Origin of the sequence: Methanomicrobium antiquum, assembly GCF_029633915.1 — an archaeon.
GTDB classification, from domain to species: domain Archaea; phylum Halobacteriota; class Methanomicrobia; order Methanomicrobiales; family Methanomicrobiaceae; genus Methanomicrobium; species Methanomicrobium antiquum.
This window is the reverse complement of the sequence record NZ_CP091092.1, coordinates 973,240-995,671: the sequence shown is the minus strand read 5'-3', so window position 1 is coordinate 995,671 and position 22,432 is coordinate 973,240. Positions and strand designations below refer to the sequence as shown.

Genomic DNA, 22,432 nt, shown 5'->3' with positions numbered 1-22,432 from the left:
CTTAATTATTATTGTAATAATGGTCTTCAATCCCAAGACTCTGACGTGCCTCTTCTATTAAATCAAATGCAATTTCGTGAAGTTTTCTCCCGATTAGCCTGCCTTCCTCAACAGTTTCGCCATTGTCTTCTATTCTTTCATATCTTTTCCCGTCAAGTGATAAAACTTCGGCAATCAAAAAGCCATCTTCGCAGTAGACACCCTGGGGTGTAAAACAGCCTCCGCCAATCTCTTCCATCACAGACCTCTCTACCTCTGAATCACGCCTTGTTTTAGGATCATCCAGAACTGAGAGTGTAGAGTACAAATCAGAATCGTCTCTGCATACAACTGCTATTATGCCCTGATTTGGAGAAGGAACATACCACTGGGGAATCAGTCTTGTTCCAGGAAGATTAAGACCAAGGCGCTCCATTCCGGCTTCTGCCAAAACTATTGCATCATATTCTCCATTTTCAAGCTTCCGAAGCCTTGTATCAACATTGCCGCGAAGCTCTTTTATCTCTGGATTCAGATTGCCCCTTAAAAGCTGGGCTTTTCTTCTTGTACTTGAAGTTCCAACAACTTTTATCTCTTCAAGAGGGCAGTTGTGCACCAGAAAGTCGCATGGTGAATCTCTTTTTAGAACAGCACAGGTTTTTACCCCATCAGGCCTTTTTGCCGGAATATCTTTCATACTGTGAACTGCGAAATCAATTTCACCATTAATAATTGCATCATCAAGGGCTCTGACAAATATTCCCTGTCCTCCCACCTTATGAAGAGGAACATTTGTCTTGTCATCACCTACTGTTTTTATCACTACTATTTCAGTTTCAATCCCCTTTTTTTCAAGCATATCGCAGACACGATTTGTCTGAGCCATTGCGAGGCGTGAACCACGTGTTCCAACCTTCAAAGACATCTGCTATATGCTCCGGCAATTTTTTCTATATCTTCATCGGTATGGGCAGATGAGATAAAATTGGTCTCAAACTGAGAAGGCGGAAGAAAAATTCCTTCTTTTAACATCTTCTTCCAAAACTCTCCAAATTTTTGTGTATCGCTTTGTTTTGCCTCAATATAATTTCTCGGAGGAGAATCTCTGAAAAACAGCTTAAACATCGAACCAAGCCTTACAAATGAACAGGAATGTCCCTTAGGAATTGATTCATGGATAATCCTTGTATTCTCATCTAATTTCTGATAAATCAATGAGTTTTTATGGATATATTCAAGCATTGCAATTCCGGCACTCATCGAAAGAGGATTGCCGCTGAATGTTCCTGCCTGATATACAGGCCCTGCCGGTGCAACCATCTCCATAATATCCCTTCTTCCGCCAAAAACACCAATTGGAAGACCACCTCCGACAATCTTTCCAAGGGTTGTAAGATCAGGTGATATATTGTATTTTACCTGTGCACCGCCTATTCCTACCCTATATCCGCATATTACTTCATCGCAGATTAAAAGAACATCATTCTCTTTTGTTATTTTCCGGACTTCCTGAAGATAATCATCCCCCGGAAGAATCGGGCCGACATTTCCCATTACAGGCTCTATTATAAATGCCGCAATATCATCACTTTTAGAGATGATGCTTTCTAAAGATTCCAAATCATTATAAGGCACCTGAGCAGTATGGGATACTATATCCGGAATAACTCCTGCAGAATCAGGAACGCCCATTGTTGTTGCACCTGAACCGGCCTGTATCAAAACTCCGTCATGTGCACCATGAAAACCGCCTTCAATCTTTATAATATCCTTCTTTTTAGTAAAACCACGGGCCAGCCTTATTGCCGCCATTGTTGCTTCAGAACCACTTGAAACAAACCTGCACATATCAATTGAAGGATAATCCCGGATTATTATTTTTGCAAGTTTTATCTCAGTCTCAGAAGGTGTTCCATATATCCAGCCTTTTTCGACCTGATTTCTAATTGCCTCTTTTACACACTGCGGGCTGTGTCCTAAAAGAAGAGGACCATAAGCCATACAGCAATCTGTTAAAATCTCATCGTCTTCTGTTATTATCTTTGAGCCACCAGCTTTTTTTGTATAAAACGGGTACGGCTTTATCGCACGCACAGGACTGCTGACACCACCGGGCATCAGATTCTTTGCTGTATCAAATAATTCACTGCTTTTACTTTTTTTCATCAATCCACCTCGCTGCATCTTCTGCATAATATGTAATAATCAAATCTGCACCTGCACGTTTGATTGCAATCAGACTTTCCATTACAATTTTTTTCTCATCAATCCATCCTTTTTCAGAAGCAGCTTTTATCATCGAATATTCACCGCTCACCTGATATGCAGCAACAGGTAATCCAAGAGATGATACCTTATTAATTATATCATGATAAAATCCGGCCGGTTTGACCATCAGGATATCAGCACCTTCCATTAAATCAAGTTTAGACTCTAAAAAAGCTTCTCTTGGATTTTCATACGCCATCTGATATGTTGAGCGATCTCCAAACGACATCTTTGAGTCAGCGGCATCCCTGAATGGTCCGTATAATGCACTTGAAAACTTTGTTGAATAAGACATTATTGGAATTTCCTCAAATCCTTCATCATCCAAAGCATCTCTTATAGTCATAACCATACCATCAAGCATGCATGACGGTGCTACAATATCACAGCCGGCTTTTGCATGGGATACTGCAATCTGTGCCATAATATCCAGTGATTCATCATTTAAAAGATCAAGACTGTCTCCTTTTAAGCCGCCACAGGATTCACCGATTATTCCACAGTGGCCGTGATCTGTATATTCACATGCACAAACATCAGTTATCACAACCATTTCAGGCACTTTTGATTTAATTTCAAATACTGCTTTTTGTATTACCCCGTCTTCTATCCATGCCGAGGTTCCAGCAGCATCCTTTTCTTTGGGAATTCCAAACAAAAGCATAGCTCTGACTCCTTGCTTTTTTAATTTTTCAGCAATATTACCTGCCTGATAAACAGGATATCTGTATTGCCCGGGCATTGAATCAATAGGCTTTTTTTGGGTTATTGTCTCGTCAAAAAAATAAGGCGCTATCAGGTCATCTTTTGTCAGCACTGTCTCTTTGAACAATGGCTGAAGGTTTCTTTTTCTTAATCTTCTAAGTCTTCTCTCGGGGAACATGGTCTTTTTCCTCTTGTAATCGCAAGAACAAGTTTATCTGCTGTCTCCAGATCGCCGTATTCTGCACAGCTTCTCACTGCAAATGTGGCATCGGCAAGAAGTTTTTTCATTAAAACTTTTGAGAAGTCATCAAAAATATCCTTTATTCTTTCATCAGCGTTGTTTACCCGTGCAAGTGCTTTGTCTCTTTCCCGAATACGGATGGACTCTGCCCATGTATGAAGATCTCCTAGAGTTTCATTGGCACACGCTCTGTTCAGAAGAGTTATGAAATGCTTTGATTCTTCAATTAAAAACGCTTCTGCCATCAAAGCCTCCTGCCGGCGGGATTTCATGTTTTTTTCACTTACACTTCTGAGATCATCAATTGTGAATAATTTTATTCCCTCAATCACTGAAACATTCTCCTCAATGTCACGCGGCTGGGCAATATCTATGAGGATTAAGGGTTTTTTTACTTCTTCTATAGGCCATCTCTGTCTGTTTATTATCTCACGTAAAGGCTCACAGTGGATGACAGGGTGTGGTGCGGCAGTGCATGAGATAACAACATCGGATAATGATATGTAATGATATAATTCATCCATCATTACGGCTTTTCCGCCAATTTCTTCTGCCAGGCGCTTTGCAGTCTCAAAAGTTCTGTTGGTCACATAAATTGCAGTTAAATTTTTAGCCGCAAGAGCCTGTGCAACAAGTTTTCCCATCTCACCGCCGCCGACTACAAGGATGTGCCGCCCTTCAAGGCTTCCTAATAATTCTTCTGCAAGTTTTACAGCTGCTGAGCCTATCGATACAGCACCGTTATTTATATGAGTTCTTTTCCTGACCTCTATTCCTGTATGAACTGCCTTATTTATGCACAAATCAAGAACCTGACTGCAGACGCCTACCTCATGTGCGAATGTCAAAGCCTTTTTCAACTGACCTATAATTTGATCTTCTCCGACAATCATTGAGTCCATTCCGCAAGCAAGTCTGAGAAGGTGTGTCAGCGCTTTACAGCCTTCCAGAGTCCAAAACCCACTTCTTCCTTTAGACTCGAGAAAATTCTCAAGAGCCATGGATTCACCCTGAACAAATATCTCAACCCTGTTACAGGTCTGTAGCAGGACAACACCTTTGAAATGCTCTCTTGCATCCTGTAAAAACTGCTCTTCATCAGAAAAACGAAATTCCTCTAATTTTTCTATATTTGCTTCATGATGTGTCAGGCCTGCACAGGCAACTGATGTGAGAAGTTTGCTGTTCATCGAAAATATTTCTCCTGTATGTAAATTAACGCTGAATTCCAGTCTCTTTTTAATTCTTCCCAGACTTTTTCATCATATATTATATTGCGCAGAATTTCATTCCTTCTCTTTTGCACGGGTTCTTTTTTCTTTAATAATTCCCGGACTTCACTTTGAAGAGATATCATTTCATCAAGGTCTGGAAATCTCTCCTCAAGACTTTTTCTTATATATCTTGACATTCCGGGACTTTTACCGCAGGTTGATATTGCAATCATATAATTTTTGCCTGAAATAACAGAAGGAATCATTACATCTCCTGTATTACCATCAGCATTGTTAAACAAAATACCTGCTTTTTTTGATAACCTGCCTATATGGTTATTTAAATTTTGATCAGAAGTTGCCGCAACAACTAAAAAACTTTCGTTGATTATATCCAAAAAAAAATTGTCCTCTGCGTCATTTAGTTCTTTTTCTATTGCTGTAATATTTATGCTGTTGAATTTTTTATAGAATGTTCTGCTTACAACATAGATGTCAGATTCGGGATAAAAAAATGATGCTTTTCGAAATCCTACCTCTCCTCCGCCAAAAATCACGACTTTTTTTCCATTCATATCATGGATCAGAGGAATCATTGAAATATGATTTGAAGTTCATAAAATAAAACTTTGTCTGAATAATTAAATAAAATCGTATTACTAAAAATCTGACAGATATCTGTCTGGAAAAATATAATTTAGAAATTGCATCATCTGTAATTATAATTTAATTATTGTGAATTACGGCAATTATATTTTTGTAAACTATTATTAATCTTGAAGACTTTACCTGAATATAAATACCTTATAAAGATTACAGGAATCATATTGGTAAATATCTGAATGAAATACATTCGTGAAATAAATTTTTCAGGAATAATTTCATTATCAGTTATACATAATTTAAGAAAAAGAAAAAATTCTGATTATGGAACAACAATCTGACTGGAAACTTTCATAAATTCAACATTTTATCTGCAGTCCAATAAAAAAATAAAAAAATTACAAAGAATTCAATCTGTGATTTGACATGACTCCGGAGATAATCATCATATGTTTAATCCTTCTCATAATGGTAATTCTGTTTGTAACTGAGGCATTAAGAGTCGACGTTGTTGCAATAATTGTAATGCTTACACTGGGGTGGCTTGGACTTATAACACCTGCCGAGACATTTTCAGGGTTTGCAAGCAATGCTGTAATATCTATTATTTCTGTAATGATTCTTGGATATGGAATTGACAGAACAGGTTTAATGATAAAATTATCACGAAAGATTGTTAACATTGGCGGAGATGATGAACGCAGAATTACAGGAATAATTTCCGGATTTGTTGGTATAATTTCGGGATTTATACAAAATATTGGTTCAGCGGCACTTTTCCTTCCGGCAATTCTTAGAATATCCAAAAAAACAAAGATATCTAAAAAAAGGCTTTTACTGCCGATGGGATATTCTGCGATTATTGGTGGAACACTTACAATGATCGGCTCATCTCCCTTAATTTTGCTAAATGATCTTTTAGAACAGGGAAACCTTGAACCTTTCAATTTTTTTTCAGTAACTCCAATAGGCTTATGCCTTCTTTTATCAGGAATCACATATTTTACTCTTTTAGGCAAATACGTACTTCCAAATACTGATTCTGAAAAGAGCCAGCAATCAGAAAAAGATAAATTTTTTGAACTCTGGAATCTTCCAAAACAAAAATATCATTTTTACATTCCTGAAAAGTCACCATTGATCGGCCTTAAACGCGAAGATTTGGGCCTTAACAATTATTCACTTGTATTACTTGCTTTAAAGGATGGAAAAAATATTACATATGCGCCATGGAGACATACTGTTTTTTCAGAGGGGCAAATTCTGACACTCCTTGGAACTTCTGAAAATGTAGAAAATTTCAAAAATGTATTTGGACTTGAAACTGCCATAACAACATCTTATCTGGACGAGTTGACAGGAGAAGAAAATGCAGGTTTTGCCGAGATAATCTTAAAACCACGTTCAAAGCTTATCGGAAAAACAATAAGAGAACTTGCATTCAGAAATACGTATGGACTGGAGATTATCGTTTTTTCAGGAAAAAATCAGGACCTTAAATATGACTTTTCAGAAACAAAATTAAATGCCGGCGATTCCTTTCTTGTATACGGATCATGGGGAAGCATCAGAAAAGCCGGTAGCAACGGTGATTTCCTCCTTTTGCATGATTTGGAAGAAAAGGAACTTAAGCAGTCCAAATCACTTGTTGCTGTTCTTTGTTTTGCTGGAGGTATAGGACTTTCCTTTGCAGGAGTTTCTCTCTCACTTTCTCTTCTTACCGGTGCAATAGCAATGGTGCTTTTTGGAGTTCTAAACATTGATGAGGCTTACAGAGCAGTAGACTGGAGAACTGTTTTTTTGATTGCCGGACTGATCCCTTTTGGAATAGCAATGGAAAATACAGGTACAGCGTCATTTATTGCTGAAAATATTACAAATTTTGCCACAGGAGGAAATCCCTTACTGATTCTTATTGCTATTGGAGCTCTTGCAACCTTTTTCAGCCTTTTTATGTCAAATGTTGCGGCAACAGTAATTCTGGTTCCTCTTGTAATATTAATCGGAGTTGATTCAGGAATTGATCCCCGCGGACTTGCACTTTTGACAGCTGTATGTGCTTCAAATTCATTTATTCTGCCAACACACCAGGTAAATGCATTTCTAATGGGTCAGGGAGGATACAATAATTCTGATTTTATCAGGGCAGGAAGCGTCATGACAATGTTATTTATTGCAATCTCTGTAGGATTGATTTATATATTATTTGTATAAATTACTGGTCTGTAAGAGACAGAGGTAATAACAATGCTGTTAAAACAATTTTTCATTGACAAAATTGCTCACAGTTCCTATCTTATTGGGGGAAATCAAACATGTGCAATTGTTGATCCAAGCAGGGATATTGACTGGTATCTAGAGGCTGCCGAGGAAGAAGGACTCAGAATTACACACATTATTGAAACTCACCTCCATGCCGATTTCGTATCAGGACATCTTGATCTTGCAGATGCAACAGGAGCAGAAATTTATGCTCCGAAGGCAGGAAACTGCACTTTTAAGCATGTTGCAGTAGAACAGGGAGACGAATTCATAATTGAGGATATGAAATTCCATGTCCTTGAAACTCCGGGTCATACTCCTGACTGTCTTGTTTATGCAGTCTCAGATCTTTCAAGAGGAGAAGAGCCGGTTTTGGCATTCACCGGCGATACGCTTTTTGTAAATGATGTAGGAAGACCAGATCTTTTTCCGGGCAGGGCCAAAGAGCTTGCAGAAAAACTATACCATAATCTCCATGATAAAGTGATGAAACTCCCCGATAGTTGCTTTGTTCTTCCCGCACACGGTGCAGGTTCATTGTGCGGGAAGGCAATGGGTTCTATGAGGTTTTCAACAATTGGATATGAAAAACAACACAATCCTGCTCTTTTAATAAAAGACATTAATGAGTTTGTAAAATCACTTACAGAAGATATGCCCCCTGCACCAGATCATTTTGCAAGATGCAGTGACATAAACAGAAAAGGGCCTGTACTTGTAAAGACTCTTTCCAGTCCAAAACCCATGAGTCCGAAAGATTTCAGAGAAAAATCGCAGGAGGGCAATACAATTATTGTGAGCCTTAGGGATTACGCTACTTTTGGTGGTCAGCATATCCCCGGCAGTTATCATATTGATGTAAGTGGAAATTTCTCAACTTTTGCAGGCTGGATATTACCGCCTGACAAGGATATTTTATTAGTGACAAATGATCCCAAAAAGGCTGATAAAGCTACAGTAATGCTTAGAAGAGTTGGTCTTGACAGAGCATTTGGATATTTAAGAGGCGGTACTCACGCATGGGTAATGTCTGGATATGAAACGGAGCATATTTATCAGCTTTCACCTGCGGAAGTACATGAAAAAATTACAAAAGAGGGGTATACCCTCTTAGATGTTCGTTCAAAGGATGAATTTGATGCAGGCCACGTCAAAGGCGCAATAAATATTTTGGGAATGGATCTTAGAACAGAATATACAAAACTTGAATCGGAAAAACCTGTAATTGCAATGTGCGGTTCTGGACACCGTTCAAGCATTGCATGTTCTATACTAAAACAAAAGGGCTTTAAATATGTCTATAACGCAGCAGGTGGAATTACAGGCTATAGAAATGCAGGATTTTTAAAGTCCTGAAAAAACCTAATTTATCTACAAACCGGATTTTATTTTATGACTGCTGATCTTATACCCGTTTCTAATGCGATACAACTTGTTGTTCTTTTTTTTGAAATAGCAGGCGCCGCAATTATTGTATATGGAGGAGGAATTGCTACATTCAGAATTGTTCTGCGTGAACTTAACAAAACAAATTTGACATATGGAAAGATAAGGATAGATTTAACAACAAAAATCGTTCTTGGCCTTGAATTTCTGATTATTTCAGATATATTAATGACTGTTATATCTCCAACACAGGATGAACTGATAATTCTTGCAGTAACAGTGCTAATAAGAACGATTCTCGGATATTTCCTTGAAAGAGAAGCAGTGATGTTTAATATAGATTCTTAATTGGATAAAAATTTCAGATTATTGTCTAAAAAAATACTATTCACGTACCCGATAATCTGAATTTAAACAAATTTTATAGAAATTGTTAATACAAAAATCTTTATTTTGTAATTTTTACAACAATTGCGGATTATACAAAAAATAATCTTCATTAAACAGAATAACTATTCACAAAATGATATCCAAAGAACCAAAAATAATGATTCTCGGCGCTGGTGCAGTGGGACTCTCAATTGCAGGAATGCTGTCAAAAAATTGTTATGTCTCTGCTGTATGCAGAAAAAGACATGCAGATGCAATTTCACAAAAAGGCCTGTATAAATCAGGAATCTGGGGTGAGGAAATTATTCATGATATCAGATGCTATACAAAGTCAGATGAGCTTTTTGAAGAATTAATCCCCTCCGATAACAAAAAATTTGACTTCATTATTATAACTTCAAAGAGCAGTGACACTGAAAAAATCTGTGAGGAATATCAGAATTTATTTAAGAACAATATAATTGTAAGCATCCAGAACGGAATCGGAAACGAGGAGATAATCGAAAAATATGCAGAGAATATAATAGGCGCCACAATTACAACAAATTTCAGCTCACCAAAAGATGGTTTTGTAAAAGTAATGAGTGAAAGTGAACCTCTAAAACTTGGAATTTATCCTTGTGAATTCCGGAAAAACTCTCATAATAATTCTATCCCGGATTATAATTCTGAACTGGAACAATTGATTGAAATTTTTAAAAAATCCGGAATAAATGCTAAAAGATCAAAAAATATACGCAGTGCAATCTGGGAAAAATCTCTACTAAATATTGCTGTAAATCCTTTAACGGCTCTTTTATCAATTCCTGTAGGCGATGTTCTTGATGAAAATTTAAAATCCTTAATTACCGGACTAATAAAAGAGACGTTTTTGGTAATGTCTGCCAAAAAAATAACGACAAAGTGGGCGGGTCCGGAAGATTACCTTAATTATCTCTTTGACATTTTGATTCCTTCCTTTTCAAATGCATACACTTCAATGTATCAGGATATCCAATTGAATAGAAAAACAGAGATAGATTTTATCAATGGTGCAGTAGTCAGATTTGGAAAAGAACAAAAAATTGAGACCCCTTTTAATTCCTGCATATGCAGTCTTATAAAATATCAGGAGAATAAAGTCTCACTTTCACAGTGCACGCAGGATCAATAAATACCGGAAAATGCTATTTTTTATTGTGTCAGTATAAGGGAAGCCATAATACCCTGTTAAATAAAAACGTGTCCGACACGTAAAAAATTAAGGTTACCCCGATACAGGCACAGCTATATCATCCAATCAAAAAAAAAGACCTCCACAAATTAAAACTTTTTTAGAAAATGCTTATTGAAAAAATTGGTGCCGAATAAAATGCTATTTGCTGTAAAAATCAGATTCAGACGGTTTTAGTTATATATTATACTTTTATTTGAAGCATTCAAAAAAAATTACTACCTAAGTTTGCCACATCACTCAAATTCATTATATTGTGCAAGAATTAAATTTGACAGTTCCAGGAATTTTTGAAAATGTTACCAAAAATAGCATCATTCTGGGCTTAAATTCTAAATGACTTTGGCATTATAAAAATAAAATTGATGTTTTGCATGCAAATATGTCCCAACTGTCAAATTCAATAACGATTATTTTTGACATTTTTGGGAATAATGCACTTCAAAAGACCAAGTGGCAAAGTCAGGTTACTAATGAATTTGTTATGAAAGTCTAAAATCCCTGATAAACTTATCAGGATTTTTGTGTGATGAAAAAAAGCTCATCATGCGGGTTTTACATGAAAGTTACTCTGTAACTTACATGAAACCGGTGCATGAAATATAATTTCATGAAAGTTTTCTATGAATCTTTCAGGATTATTTCACAGAAAAACTATACAGATTCTTTATCAGAATTTGCTTTTTCATCCTCATACGGTCTTTTTTCATCCATTCCAAGAATAACAGGTATCCATTTTGTGCATTCAATGTATCTAAACGCAATTAAAATCATAATTGTAAAAGGAACAGATATCAGCATCCCTATTGGTCCTAAAACCCATGTCCAGAGAATTAGTGACAAAATTACAACAAGAGGTGGCATATTCATATCTTTTTCAGCAAATTTTGAAAATACGATGTTTTCAACAATAGCGTTGATTATACAGATTCCTACAACAACAATTACTGCACCAATAAGACCAAGCTGTAGCCATGCAAGGATTACTGCCGGCACTGCAACAATTAAAAGCCCTATGTATGGAATATAACTTAAGACAACAGCTAAAACTCCTAAGAATAATGCCAAATCTATCCCCATTGCATAAAGCATCGCCCCAAAAGCTCCTCCAAGAACAAGATTGGTTTTGGTTTTGGCAACAATCCATCCAATCATACTGTTGCACATTTCCTGATACTGGCCTGTTAATTTATCATCGCCTCCGGTTATTTTTATAATTCTTCCGGGAAGTGCAGGTATTTCAAGCAAAAGAAAACACGTAATTACAACAATAAAAAAACCATCCATCAACAACGCCGAAACACTACCGGCAATCATAAGCGTTAATTTTGAAATTAAACTCCAGTCAGGAGTCAAACTAAACAGTGATTCAGTTGTAAATCCAAAATTTTTTAAAATATCAAGCAGGTCGTTAATACGGTATGTAAAAAGCTCTTCATATTTTGGAAGATTTACAATCAGCATATTAAATGATTCAAAGATTAATATTACAAAACCCAGAACTATTAAAGCGTAAATAACCATTATCACCGCAACAGAAACAATATCAGAAAATCCTCTTTTCTTTAGAATATAAAATACAGGTGTTCCAAGCATTGCAAGAATTAAAGATATCACAATCATATTGATGAGATATGATGTAATATTCATTCCAACAAGTATTACCATTATTAATGCGCCAATTAAAAGATACCTCAAAAAAGCATCACTCTTATCAAAAAAAAACATTTCATCACCCAATAGGATGTGTATATTTTTATTACTTTTCTCTTTTTTTAAAACCTAATCAGATTTTTTGATTTTAGATTTTAATCACTAAAATTAAAAAGAATAAATCAAATGAAAAAAATGGATTAAAACTTAATTTTATGAACCTTCAATCTTACAAACTGGTGACTGTCTAAAAAATTATCTCAGACAAAAGAAATATATCTCCTTAATAAAACAAATCCAACAAACTTTATTATTTGGTAAATCCAGGAATATATATGTCTGATACGTTTAGTGTTGATGTTCCGGCCGATGTTCCGGAAAGTGCCAAAGCAACATATATCGAAAATTACAGAGCAATAACACACGGGACTAAAAGACTCATGCTTTTTGCAGGGGATCAAAAAATTGAACATTTAAATGACGATTTTTACGGAGATAATATTCACATTGATGATGCCTGTCCCGAACATCTCTTCAAAATTGCAAACAGCAGTAAAATAGGTGTTTTTGCCGCACAGCCAGGTCTGGTAGCAAGGTATGGAAAAAAATATAGTGATATAAACTATCTTCTAAAAATGAACTCCAAGACTCATCTTGTAAAAACAAATCAGAAAGATCCTCACAGCCGAATGCTTTACAGCGTTGAAAAGGCCGTTAAACTGCGTGATCAAAGCGGACTTAAAATAAGAGGCATAGGCTATACAATTTATCTTGGAAGCGAATATGAAGATCAGATGCTTGCTGAGGCAGCACAACTTATCTGGGATGCCCATCAGAACGGACTTTTAGTAGTGTTATGGATTTACCCGCGCGGAACTGCTGTAAAAGATGAAAAAGACCCACATCTTATTGCCGGTGCTGCAGGTGCCGCAGCTACACTTGGATCTGATTTTGTTAAAGTAAATGCACCTAAAAAAGAGGGTTTTAACTCTGCCGAACTTTTAAAGGAAGCATCACTTGCGGCCGGAAACACAGGTCTTGTGTGCGCCGGAGGTTCCAGTACTTCTGCTGAGAAATTCTTAACCCAGCTTTATGATCAGATACACACAGGTGGTGCATCAGGAAATGCAACCGGAAGAAATATCCATCAAAAATCACTTTCTGAGGCAATAAGGATGTGCAATGCAATTTCAGCAATTACAATTGATAATGCTGATGTTAAAACTGCACTTAAAATATATGAAGGCGAATAATAATATCAGGGAATTATAATCAAAAAATATATAAAACTTTTATTCATAAATAATTTTTTTAAAACCGATTTTTTATCTGCAAACTTTTAAAAAATATATTTTAGTTTATGATACAAATGTAAATTTCTCGTGTAATTTTATCAGAACTACATAATTTAATTAAATATTCAGATATCTATCTCAAGAAGCACAGGGGAGTGATCAGAACCATAGATGTGAGACATTATTGAAGCATCTTTGATTTTTTCTTTTACCTCTTTGTTTGCAAAGAAATAGTCTATTCTCCATCCTACGTTTCTGTCGCGGGCTTTTGATTTCAGATCCCACCATGAATAATATCCCGGCTCTTTTGTAAAAATCCTGAAAGTATCCAAAAAGCCGGAATCCAAAAGCCTGTCAATCCAATCTCTCTCCTGCGGCAAAAACCCTGAAATTTTGGAATTTTCAGCCGGTCTTGCCAGGTCAATTTCTTTATGTGCAGTGTTCACATCACCGCAAATAATTACATTATTACCGCTTTTATGAAGTTTTTCGACTTCTAAGAGGCATTCATCATAAAACTTCATCTTATAATCAAGACGCTCTTTTGACATCTTGCCGTTTGGAAAATAGATATTAAATAAATAAAATTCTGAATACTCTAAAATTAAAATTCTTCCTTCATTATTAAATTCAGGATTTTCAAATCCTTTTCTGATACTAATTGGTTCATCTTTTGTATAGACTGCAACTCCGCTGTATCCTTTTTTTTCTGCAGAAGAAAAATATGAGTAATATCCTTTTGGATGTCTGATTGCAGATGTCAGCTGATCTTCTTGTGCTTTTGTTTCCTGTATGCACAAAATATCAGGTGATTCTGAAGATATAAAATCCAAAAACCCTTTTTTTGCAACAGCTCTTATTCCATTAACATTCCATGAAATAATTTTTTTACTTGTCATTTACTCAATCCTTTGTTTTCTTTGCTATTGAAATTATCACTGTCCGATTTTATTTCCTTGTTATTTTCACTTCATTTTTTATCCCATTAATAACTATCATAATTAACAAAAATAAATAGATATCAGGCTATATTGGAAGATGATAAAATGCGGATAAAAATATGTGGCGTTACAAATGTGGAAGATGCTTTATTCATTGAAGAAGCAGGGGCAGATGCAATAGGTGTTGTTATATCCAAAGAGTCAAAGCGTAATATTTCAATTGATAAAGCAGATGAAATTTTTTCAGCTCTTGGCCCTTTTATAATAAAAGTCGTTGTAACACACACGACTTCATATGAAAAACTAAATGAGATAATTTCTCTAAATCCTGATGCAATCCAAATTTCAACGAATTGTAAAATTCCGGATACTTTTAGAGGGCGGCTTATCAGAGTAATTGGGAGCGAATCTGAAATTCCTGATGACTGTGATGCTTTAATTGTTGATGAATCGCACGGCAATGGAAAAGCCTATAATGCAGAATATGCTAAAAAAATAGTAAAAAAGTCGCATATGCCCGTAATTTTGGCAGGCGGGCTTAATTCATCAAATGTGTCTGAAGCAATAACATCTGTAAGACCTTATGCTGTGGATGTGTGTTCGGGAGTTGAAGACAAAGTTGGTATAAAAAACAGATTTGAGGTTTTGGAATTCATAAGAGCCTGTGGAAGACTTCCAGGTATTAAAATAAAAAAGGGTTATTTTAAAGATTAACAATCGGGAATAATACTATTTTGTCTAAATCAGTTTTTATTTTTTAAATTGTTTTTAACTGCTGTCGCCAATAACCGGTCCAGGCTCTTTATCAACATCAAATTCATCTAAAAACGGCATCAGACCTTTAATATAGTTCTTTTTACTGCCATCATCATTAATTCTCTCTCCAAATTCAGCAATTGTTATCATAAGAGGAAATTCAGTCAGGCGGTTTTCAAAAGTAGGATCATTTTCCTGACCAAACTTTAGAAATCTCTCAGCGCTGATAAATGGTCTTCCAAATTCATCTTCATACTTAAAGTCAATAAGATCTTTTTCATAAGTGGAATTAATTGCCAGATCTTTTTCAAAATAAAGGATTATCTCAAGACCATATTTTTTACCAAGTTTATCAAGTTCCAATACGTCTGATTCTTCTCCTTTAATTATTCCAATAGTTTTTAACTTATCTTCAAGGTTTTCTCCCTTTAAGGCATCAAGACTTCTTTTCTTCATAAACTTAAAAATCTCCTGCAAAAGAATATATTTTGCACCTTATTAAATCAGTTTGATCTCAATCGTAAAATATATACGTTGTAGAGATACAAGAAATATTCGAGGTTAAAAAAAATGCCAGAATTCGGAAATCCATTTTCAGGATTAAAAAATGACCGTAAATTAACCGATGAAGAGTTAATCAGAGCAATCAGATTTATGGTTTCTGCTGAATATGAGGCAATTCAACTCTATATGCAGCTTGCAGAGTCAATCGACAATGAACTTGCAAAGGAAGTTCTGATTGATATTGCCGATGAAGAACGTGTACACGCCGGCGAATTTTTAAGACTTCTTCATGAACTCGCTCCTGATGAAGAGAAATTTTACAAAGAAGGAGCAGATGAAGTCGAAGAAGAAATCGAAAAGATGAAAAAATAAAAAGATGAAAAAATAAAACTCTGTATTCTAAAAATCTTTTTTTTTAAAAAAATTTTTGATAAAACATTTGTTTTACACAAATTTTCATACATCCTATAATTTAAATCATAACGTGATTCTCATGTTAAATCCATATGATGTGCATTTTCATCACACAGTAACTGAGGATTATCTCTTTTTGGAATTTTGATTTTAATGGCAAATCACTTCAGACAGGATCATAAGTATTTGAATGCACTCCAATAGTAAACTTCTTTTTAATGAAACGATATAAAGATTATCATGGTTGATGATCATAAGGAATTTTCAAAGATACTTGAAGTCCTTAAAGAAAATCCCAGAGGCATGTCTGTCAAACAGATATCTGAAGCAATCGGAATAAATAGAATATCAGTTGGACATTATCTGGAATTAATGCTGCTTTTGGGTCAGGTGGATATGGAATCTTATGGTCAGGCAAAAGTTTTTTACCAGTCCAAAAGAGTCCCAATGTTTACGATGATGGATTTTACGTCAGATTCAGTACTGCTTGTATCTGACAAATGCAATGTTGTAAGTGCAAATAAAAAATTATTAGAGCTTATTGACTCAAAAGTAAAGAAACCTGAAGGGATGAACTGCCATGATCTTTTTAATGACTTTAATTTAAATATAGAGAATTATGTCAAAAAAGCGGCAGAAACTGGTGAGATCAATGAAGAGATAACTATTATTAAAAATAATTCACCACTTTACTTTAAAATTAAAATTATTCCCACTGTATTTACAGATGGTACACCAGGATTTACAATAATTATGGAAGACATCACAGATTACAAAAAATCTGTTGAAGCTTTAAAAGAAAGTGAGCAAAACCTAAAGGAGCTTGTTAAAAATCTTGGTGTTTTCATGGGAAATATAAAAGAATTTGAAAAATTAAACGCAGATATCAGAAATCCTCTTCAGACAATTGTTGGTGTAACTGATTTGGAAGGTGGAGAAACAGCAGGAATTGTATACAATCAGGCAATAGAAATTGACAGGAAATTAAAAGAGATTGATATTGGCTGGAAAGAAGCAGAAAATATCAGAGAATTTATAAAAAAATATGCTGAACTGAAAAAGGAAGAATAAAATTAATCATAATCAATTTATCATAAAAACATCCATGAAATTATATTTCATGAAAACAGTTTCATTTAAGTTACAAAGTGACTTTCATGTAAAACACACATGATGAGCTTTTTTCATCACACAAAAACTGATGAAAGTCTATCAGGGATTTTAGACTTTCATAACAAACGCACATGATGAGCTTTTTTCATCACACAAAAAACGATGAAAATCTTTTTTTAAATTTTGACATTTAGATCAAAAATTTAAGATTTTCGTGACAAATCTACTCCAAATTGATTTTAGTTAAAAGAATTATTTTTAAATTCTGCTAATAAAAACGATCAAGCTATTCGTTTTGAATATCTTGACCATTTTAAATTCGAAATTTTAATTAATTCTACTTAAACTGGAGAAATATCTGATTTGAAAAAAATAAATTCTACCAATTAGAAGTGTAAATCCAATCAGGAAATTTTTTAAAAAGTCTAAAAAAATATTCAGATAATAAATCTGAAAGCGACCCACGCAATAGCCATCATGATAATAGAATATTTCAATCCGGCAACAGCTCTGCCTTCACCCATCTGACCTGCCACAAGACCTGAGAAGAACCCCTGAATTAATGATGCATGTGTAAATATACGTCTATATAAGTCCATATCCAGATTCCCTCCAAAAGAAAGAGACTGACCTGAACTGCCTGAGCCCTGGACAGCAGAACCTGCATTTGCCATTGTTTCAAGAAAAGTGCTTGTCATAATTGCAATTACACCCATAAAGACAAGAAATGACACCAGTACAATCACCACATAAATCATCATATTGTTTCTTCGTTCATCTGCCAGATTGATGAACTCATAAGAATCGTTTGCAGCGGCTTTTAAGACTTCGCTCACATTTCCTCCGGCTAAACTTGCCTTTGCAACAAGATCAACACTCCTTTTTGCAAGAGGTGTTCCAAGACTCTCACCAAATCTGAAAATTGCCTCAATAAAAGGAATATTCCATGAAATTTCATTATTCATTTTTTTGATATATGAAGTGAGTTTTCCATAATCCCCGTTTGAGACTGTGCTGATTGCATTTGGAAGAGTCATCCCGCTCTCATTCATTCCTGCAACATCTCTGAAAAAATTTGGAAGAGCAGTCTCAATACTTCTTCTGCGCATTGCTTCTTTTAAATCCAGAATTGTGAAGGGCAAAAGTGCAATGATAAGTGCAAATACAAATAAATCATCAATAAATGTAGATTTTATTAGAGAGATTAACCCGTACTGCATTACTGTGGTTGTAACTCCTCCTAAAAAGAATAAAAGAGCAAGTGGAATTGACACGAGAAGAATATTCTCCGGTTTTTCAGTTAAAACCAAAAAAGGGTGCTCAAATATCCGGTTAAAACCTTCGCTCTTTTTTCTCCTGACTTCTATTTTCTCAAGAATTTCTTCCTGTTGCTCATCATCTTTACTTTTTATATTCTTATCTTCTCCAGTGTCTTTTTTCTTAAAAATACTCATAAAATCAGGCCTCCGGAGTCATCGAATCAATTAATATCACAAACATTATACTGCCAAGAGGAATTATCCCGTATATAACGGCATATAAGAAAACGGGATTTGAATCACCGCTGATTGATGACATAATTGACTGAAGAATTATTAAAAATAAAGTTCCTGCTACAAGTGCAGTCACATATGATTCTGAAATAAGTCCGAGAGTTTCCAGAAAAGTTTTCTGCTCAAGTCTGTTTTCACGGGTGTACTGCTCGGACTTATTTCTAAAGTATTCTGTTAGGTTACTGCCGCTTGAGATACTTGCAACACAACCCTGCAAAAAATCCCTCATCCTGTCACTGGGAGTGTATTGTCCTGCTGTTCTTAAGGCCTCAAGAAGATCTTTTCCAAATATTTCAACCTCTCTTGTGATATAGCGTGCCTCAACCGCACTTTCCCCATAAATTTCACTTTCACCAAGAAGTTTGAAAACCTCTGCCGGAGTGATTCCGGCAGTTGACATTGCAGTAATATAGTTAATTGCATACGGAAGTGTTGCATCAATATTTCGTTTTCTGTCGCTTGAAAGAATGCTCGGATAAACCAGAAATATTGCATATGTAATGCCTCCAAAGATAATCAGAGATATTATTATTGTTAAAATTGTTCCGATTATAAGACTGAACTGACTTAATTCGTAAAAAATATCAGGTAAATTTCCTCTGTAAACAATAAGTTCAGGAAGTCTGAAGATAAAAGTAATCATACCAATTATTGCCGCCATAAAAAATCCGGCAAAAACTGAACTTACATATGCTGTTGAAAGATATGCTTCAAATGAAATTTTCATTCTGGCTTTAAGCATTTCATTCCGAAGAGAACTATAGTCATCTCTTTTTTTTTGTACTCTTTCACCAAGAAGATTAAAGCAGAACCGTTCGTAACTATTCATACAAATCCTCTCTTACAAGTTTGATCACAGCCTCTGAATCGCGATAATAAGACATCAGTACTTTTCCGACATCTTTATAGTTTCTAAGCTTTTTAATTCTCATCCATTCAAGAATTTCCTGGCGTCTTTTAAGCTCTTCTACCATTCTTGTTTCATCCCAGCCGCGTGATTCCATTATATCTTCTAAAATGTATGATTTTCCTGAATACCTTATTTCATCAGTTGACTGATGCCATTTGAAAACTTCATTTGTTATAAGTTCCTTTGTCCTTGGATCGATATCCAGTATTTCAATTAACTGCTTGTTTCTTCTTATTCTCTGACCTCCTATTCTTGCCTGAACCTGAACGCTCATAAGATTTAATGAGCTTAACATATTTCTGGGAACATTAAGAGGCGGATTTTCGATTCGATGAACTGCACTTGCAACTGAATCTGCATGCATTGTTGCATATGTAACATGGCCTGTACTCATTGCCTGGAAAAGTGTCTGTGCCTCTGCACCTCTTACCTCACCGACAAGAATATACTCAGGTCTTTGACGAAGTGCGGCTCTTAAAAGTTCATACATATCAATAGAGCCTTTTCCATCCTTGTCAAATGATTCTCTGGTAACACTTGGAATCCAGTTTAAATGTGGCAGTTTTAATTCTCTGGTATCTTCAAGTGTCACAATCTTTGCAAGCGGCGGGATAAACAGGGATATTGCATTAAGCGATGTTGTTTTCCCAGACGCTGTACCACCGGCAAATATACATGACTTTCCTGCTTCTACTGCAAGCCAGATGTATGCAATAGAAAGAGGAGAAAAAGTGCCCCATTCTGTAAGATCTGTTGGAGTTATTGGCTCATCTTTAAATTTACGTATTGTAAATGTTGAACCATGAGCTGTAACTTCGGTTCCCAAAGTCATCTGGATACGTGATCCGTCAGACATTGTTGCATCAAGCATGGGTTCAGCAATTGAGATGTATTTTCCGGCTTTCTGAGCCAGTTTTGTAACAAATGAATCAAGACCTGTAGTGTCTTTGTATAATAAATTGGTCTGTAATGATTCATAATTTGAGTGGAATACAAATATAGGTGTATTTAGACCATCGCAGGATATATCTTCAATATACTTGTCATGCATGACTGCGTCAATTAATCCGTCACCTAAAAATTCCCTGTGGATATGATATACGAGTTTTGCCTTTTCAGCAGGATTTAATTTGATTCCATAATCCAAAATGATTTCATCAACAGAATCTTTCAGGATTTCGCCTGCTTTCTCTTTTGTTAATTCTTTAGTATTAACATCAAGAGTTTCAAAAAGACGCTGTTCGATTTCCCTGTAAAATTTTTTTTCTGCCGGATTTAAGACAGGCTCAAGTACTTTATAGATGTATTCGTTCGTGTTTTTGTCAAAAACTATTCTGACATATGCGTATGGTTCATTTACAGGATATAAATCAACCTCCTCAACACCTTCCGCCTCATTAAAAGTCAGATCAACTACAGGACCATGAACAGAAGGGTTATATTCAATTTTTTCAGATTTATCAGTCTTTGTTTTCTTAAAAAATCCTTTCTTTTCTTTCGGCTTTTTTTCAGTTATTTCAGTTAAATCAAGCTTATTTAATTGTTCAAGGTCAATAGGTGGAAAATATTCTGAATAAATTTTATTTATTTTTGAGAGAATCAATTCGTGATCTTCAGAATCAATTCCATCTTTTAATGTTTTTGCTCTGAACTCTTCAATTTCAAAGGTTGCACCTTCAGGGAGAATTAGTCCGGAATAGCTGTTATCAATCTCATTTACAGATTTAACTCCTGCTTGTTTTTCATCAATTTCCAAATCGCCATCAGACCAGATTGTTTTTTTGGCAGGATATGAAGGTTTAGTCTGATTGGAATTAATTTCTGGATCATCTGTTGATTCTAAAATATCATCTTCTTCTTTTTCCGGCTGTGACCATTGTGTCTTTTTGGCGTTGTATTTTTTTACAGAATATTTTTCATTTGAGGATTCGTTCTCTCTTTCTGATTCTGAAAAAGTAACTTCAGGCAAATCTTGTTCAGATTTGTTTGTTGCCGAAACATTACTTTGTCGATCTTTTTCATTTTGACCATTTTGGTCATTTGCCTCATCTAATTCTTTTGATTTCTCAAAAGTTATTGAAGATTCAAATTGTGAGCTATCATCCGGTTCTTCAGCCTGATTGTCAGATGAGTGGGTTGAATCAGTTCTTCTTGTTTGAATAATCTGCTCATCAGCATTTTTTTCCTCATTAATTTTTTCTTTCGAAATTTCAAGATTATCTTCTTTGGATTTTAAAATCTCATCTTTCCTGGGAATTTCTATATTATCAGTCTGATTATTTTTATCAGGAATAACCGAAATTTCAGGGATATTGTCTTTTCTTTTCTCAGCATTTTTTATTCTCCCTAATATTCGTTTCAGGTCTGATCCGGATTCTGTATTTTCTGTATTTTCCCCATTTTCAATATCCTCAGTGTTTTTATTGTATTGATTATATTGATCATTATGATTTATTCCATTTTTATATGAAGACATATTTTCAGGATTTTCCAGTCTATCCTCAATATTCTCAGTCTTTTTTATTCTTGACAAAATATTAGACAGGTCAGAATTTGATATTGCAGAGTGTGAAATTTCTTTATTCTTCAAATCTTTTCTTAGTTCATTTTGTTCATTATTCTTCAGCTCAGTATCAACAATATTTAGTTCAGCATCTGTTATGTTTAATTCAGTATCAGCTATAGGCTCAAATTCAGTTATTTCCTCGAAGGTTTCCGGATATTTAATTATTTTTTTAGAATCAGATTCTTCTTTTTTTATGTCCTTTTTAATATCTGATCTTATAAATTCCCCGCTTGTTTTTTGTGATTGCAGTTTATTAATGAGATCTGTTAAATCACCGTTTTGTGAATTGTTCTTATTCTTTAAAAAAAAACCTGTTTTATCTTCTAAATCATCTTTTTCATCACTAATTCTTTCATTACTTATAAGAGAATTAGTTTCAAAATTTATGAAATCCGTTTCTTTCTTATCTTTTTTTAAAAAATTTTTAAATCCTCTTTTTTTCTCCTTCAAATTAAACACACTCCGA

19 protein-coding genes are annotated in these 22,432 nt (G+C 35.0%); 8 read left to right on the top strand and 11 right to left on the bottom strand.

Annotated features, from left to right (window positions below; translation table 11 throughout):
• Nucleotide 1: 1 nt before the first annotated feature.
• Genes hemC through L1994_RS04930 form a run of 5 tightly spaced genes read right to left on the bottom strand, consistent with a single transcriptional unit; the run spans nucleotide 2 to nucleotide 5,003 of the window.
• Complete coding sequence (gene hemC, locus L1994_RS04950; protein ID WP_278100574.1) at nucleotides 2-904, bottom strand: hydroxymethylbilane synthase; 903 nt, start codon at nucleotides 902-904, stop codon at nucleotides 2-4.
• Nucleotides 895-2,145: a glutamate-1-semialdehyde 2,1-aminomutase gene (hemL, locus tag L1994_RS04945; protein ID WP_278100573.1), complete on the bottom strand. Its 1,251-nt coding sequence runs from the start codon at nucleotides 2,143-2,145 to the stop codon at nucleotides 895-897. The genes hemC and hemL overlap by 10 nt, the downstream gene beginning before the upstream one ends.
• Nucleotides 2,132-3,130: a porphobilinogen synthase gene (gene hemB, locus L1994_RS04940; protein WP_278100572.1), complete on the bottom strand. Its 999-nt coding sequence runs from the start codon at nucleotides 3,128-3,130 to the stop codon at nucleotides 2,132-2,134. Before hemB ends, hemL begins: the two co-directional genes overlap by 14 nt.
• Complete coding sequence (gene hemA, locus L1994_RS04935; RefSeq protein ID WP_278100571.1) at nucleotides 3,100-4,383, bottom strand: glutamyl-tRNA reductase; 1,284 nt, start codon at nucleotides 4,381-4,383, stop codon at nucleotides 3,100-3,102. Before hemA ends, hemB begins: the two co-directional genes overlap by 31 nt.
• Nucleotides 4,380-5,003, bottom strand: coding sequence for a precorrin-2 dehydrogenase/sirohydrochlorin ferrochelatase family protein (locus L1994_RS04930; RefSeq protein ID WP_278100570.1), 624 nt, complete (start codon nucleotides 5,001-5,003; stop codon nucleotides 4,380-4,382). Before L1994_RS04930 ends, hemA begins: the two co-directional genes overlap by 4 nt.
• 433 nt (nucleotides 5,004-5,436) lie before the next feature.
• On the opposite strand from L1994_RS04930, the gene L1994_RS04925 reads away from it, so the two are divergent.
• The 4 genes from L1994_RS04925 to L1994_RS04910 all read left to right on the top strand — a co-directional run bounded on the left by L1994_RS04925 (nucleotide 5,437) and on the right by L1994_RS04910 (nucleotide 10,201).
• Entirely contained in the window at nucleotides 5,437-7,224 is a 1,788-nt protein-coding gene (locus tag L1994_RS04925) for an SLC13 family permease (RefSeq protein WP_278100569.1), read from the top strand.
• A 33-nt stretch (nucleotides 7,225-7,257) separates the two neighbouring features.
• Complete coding sequence (locus L1994_RS04920) at nucleotides 7,258-8,628, top strand: rhodanese-like domain-containing protein (protein ID WP_278100568.1); 1,371 nt, start codon at nucleotides 7,258-7,260, stop codon at nucleotides 8,626-8,628.
• Nucleotides 8,629-8,664: 36 nt separating this feature from the next.
• Nucleotides 8,665-9,006 (top strand): DUF1622 domain-containing protein, encoded by a 342-nt coding sequence (locus tag L1994_RS04915; RefSeq protein WP_278100567.1) that lies wholly within the window; start codon nucleotides 8,665-8,667, stop codon nucleotides 9,004-9,006.
• Between the two features lie 175 nt (nucleotides 9,007-9,181).
• Nucleotides 9,182-10,201, top strand: coding sequence for a ketopantoate reductase family protein (locus L1994_RS04910; RefSeq protein ID WP_278100566.1), 1,020 nt, complete (start codon nucleotides 9,182-9,184; stop codon nucleotides 10,199-10,201).
• Between the two features lie 714 nt (nucleotides 10,202-10,915).
• Here L1994_RS04910 and L1994_RS04905 read toward each other — a convergent pair.
• The gene (locus L1994_RS04905) at nucleotides 10,916-11,989 is read right to left on the bottom strand and encodes an AI-2E family transporter (RefSeq protein WP_278100565.1); all 1,074 of its coding nucleotides are present in this window, start codon (nucleotides 11,987-11,989) and stop codon (nucleotides 10,916-10,918) included.
• A 260-nt stretch (nucleotides 11,990-12,249) separates the two neighbouring features.
• Between L1994_RS04905 and L1994_RS04900 the strand changes: the two genes are divergently transcribed.
• Nucleotides 12,250-13,167, top strand: coding sequence for a beta/alpha barrel domain-containing protein (locus L1994_RS04900; protein WP_278100564.1), 918 nt, complete (start codon nucleotides 12,250-12,252; stop codon nucleotides 13,165-13,167).
• Between the two features lie 167 nt (nucleotides 13,168-13,334).
• On the opposite strand, the gene xth is transcribed toward L1994_RS04900, so the two are convergent.
• On the bottom strand, nucleotides 13,335-14,108 hold the full coding sequence (xth, locus tag L1994_RS04895; RefSeq protein WP_278100563.1) for an exodeoxyribonuclease III: 774 nt from the start codon (nucleotides 14,106-14,108) through the stop codon (nucleotides 13,335-13,337).
• 147 nt (nucleotides 14,109-14,255) lie between these two features.
• Here xth and L1994_RS04890 point away from each other — a divergent pair, with 147 nt between their 5' ends.
• Nucleotides 14,256-14,864 carry a phosphoribosylanthranilate isomerase gene (locus L1994_RS04890; protein ID WP_278100562.1) on the top strand — a complete coding sequence of 203 codons (609 nt, stop codon included), beginning with the start codon at nucleotides 14,256-14,258 and terminating at the stop codon, nucleotides 14,862-14,864.
• 54 nt (nucleotides 14,865-14,918) lie between these two features.
• On the opposite strand, the gene L1994_RS04885 is transcribed toward L1994_RS04890, so the two are convergent.
• The gene (locus L1994_RS04885; protein WP_278100561.1) at nucleotides 14,919-15,362 is read right to left on the bottom strand and encodes a hypothetical protein; all 444 of its coding nucleotides are present in this window, start codon (nucleotides 15,360-15,362) and stop codon (nucleotides 14,919-14,921) included.
• A 114-nt stretch (nucleotides 15,363-15,476) separates the two neighbouring features.
• On the opposite strand from L1994_RS04885, the gene L1994_RS04880 reads away from it, so the two are divergent.
• The gene (locus L1994_RS04880; RefSeq protein ID WP_278100560.1) at nucleotides 15,477-15,782 is read left to right on the top strand and encodes a ferritin family protein; all 306 of its coding nucleotides are present in this window, start codon (nucleotides 15,477-15,479) and stop codon (nucleotides 15,780-15,782) included.
• 282 nt (nucleotides 15,783-16,064) lie between these two features.
• Nucleotides 16,065-16,895: a PAS domain-containing protein gene (locus tag L1994_RS04875; RefSeq protein ID WP_278100559.1), complete on the top strand. Its 831-nt coding sequence runs from the start codon at nucleotides 16,065-16,067 to the stop codon at nucleotides 16,893-16,895.
• A 479-nt stretch (nucleotides 16,896-17,374) separates the two neighbouring features.
• Here L1994_RS04875 and L1994_RS04870 read toward each other — a convergent pair whose 3' ends face one another.
• The 3 genes from L1994_RS04870 to L1994_RS11900 are packed head-to-tail and all read right to left on the bottom strand — an operon-like array spanning nucleotide 17,375 to nucleotide 22,416.
• Entirely contained in the window at nucleotides 17,375-18,391 is a 1,017-nt protein-coding gene (locus tag L1994_RS04870) for a type II secretion system F family protein (protein ID WP_278100558.1), read from the bottom strand.
• A 4-nt stretch (nucleotides 18,392-18,395) separates the two neighbouring features.
• The gene (locus tag L1994_RS04865) at nucleotides 18,396-19,319 is read right to left on the bottom strand and encodes a type II secretion system F family protein (RefSeq protein ID WP_278100557.1); all 924 of its coding nucleotides are present in this window, start codon (nucleotides 19,317-19,319) and stop codon (nucleotides 18,396-18,398) included.
• Entirely contained in the window at nucleotides 19,312-22,416 is a 3,105-nt protein-coding gene (locus tag L1994_RS11900) for an ATPase, T2SS/T4P/T4SS family (RefSeq protein ID WP_341275808.1), read from the bottom strand. The genes L1994_RS04865 and L1994_RS11900 overlap by 8 nt, the downstream gene beginning before the upstream one ends.
• Nucleotides 22,417-22,432: the final 16 nt, after the last annotated feature.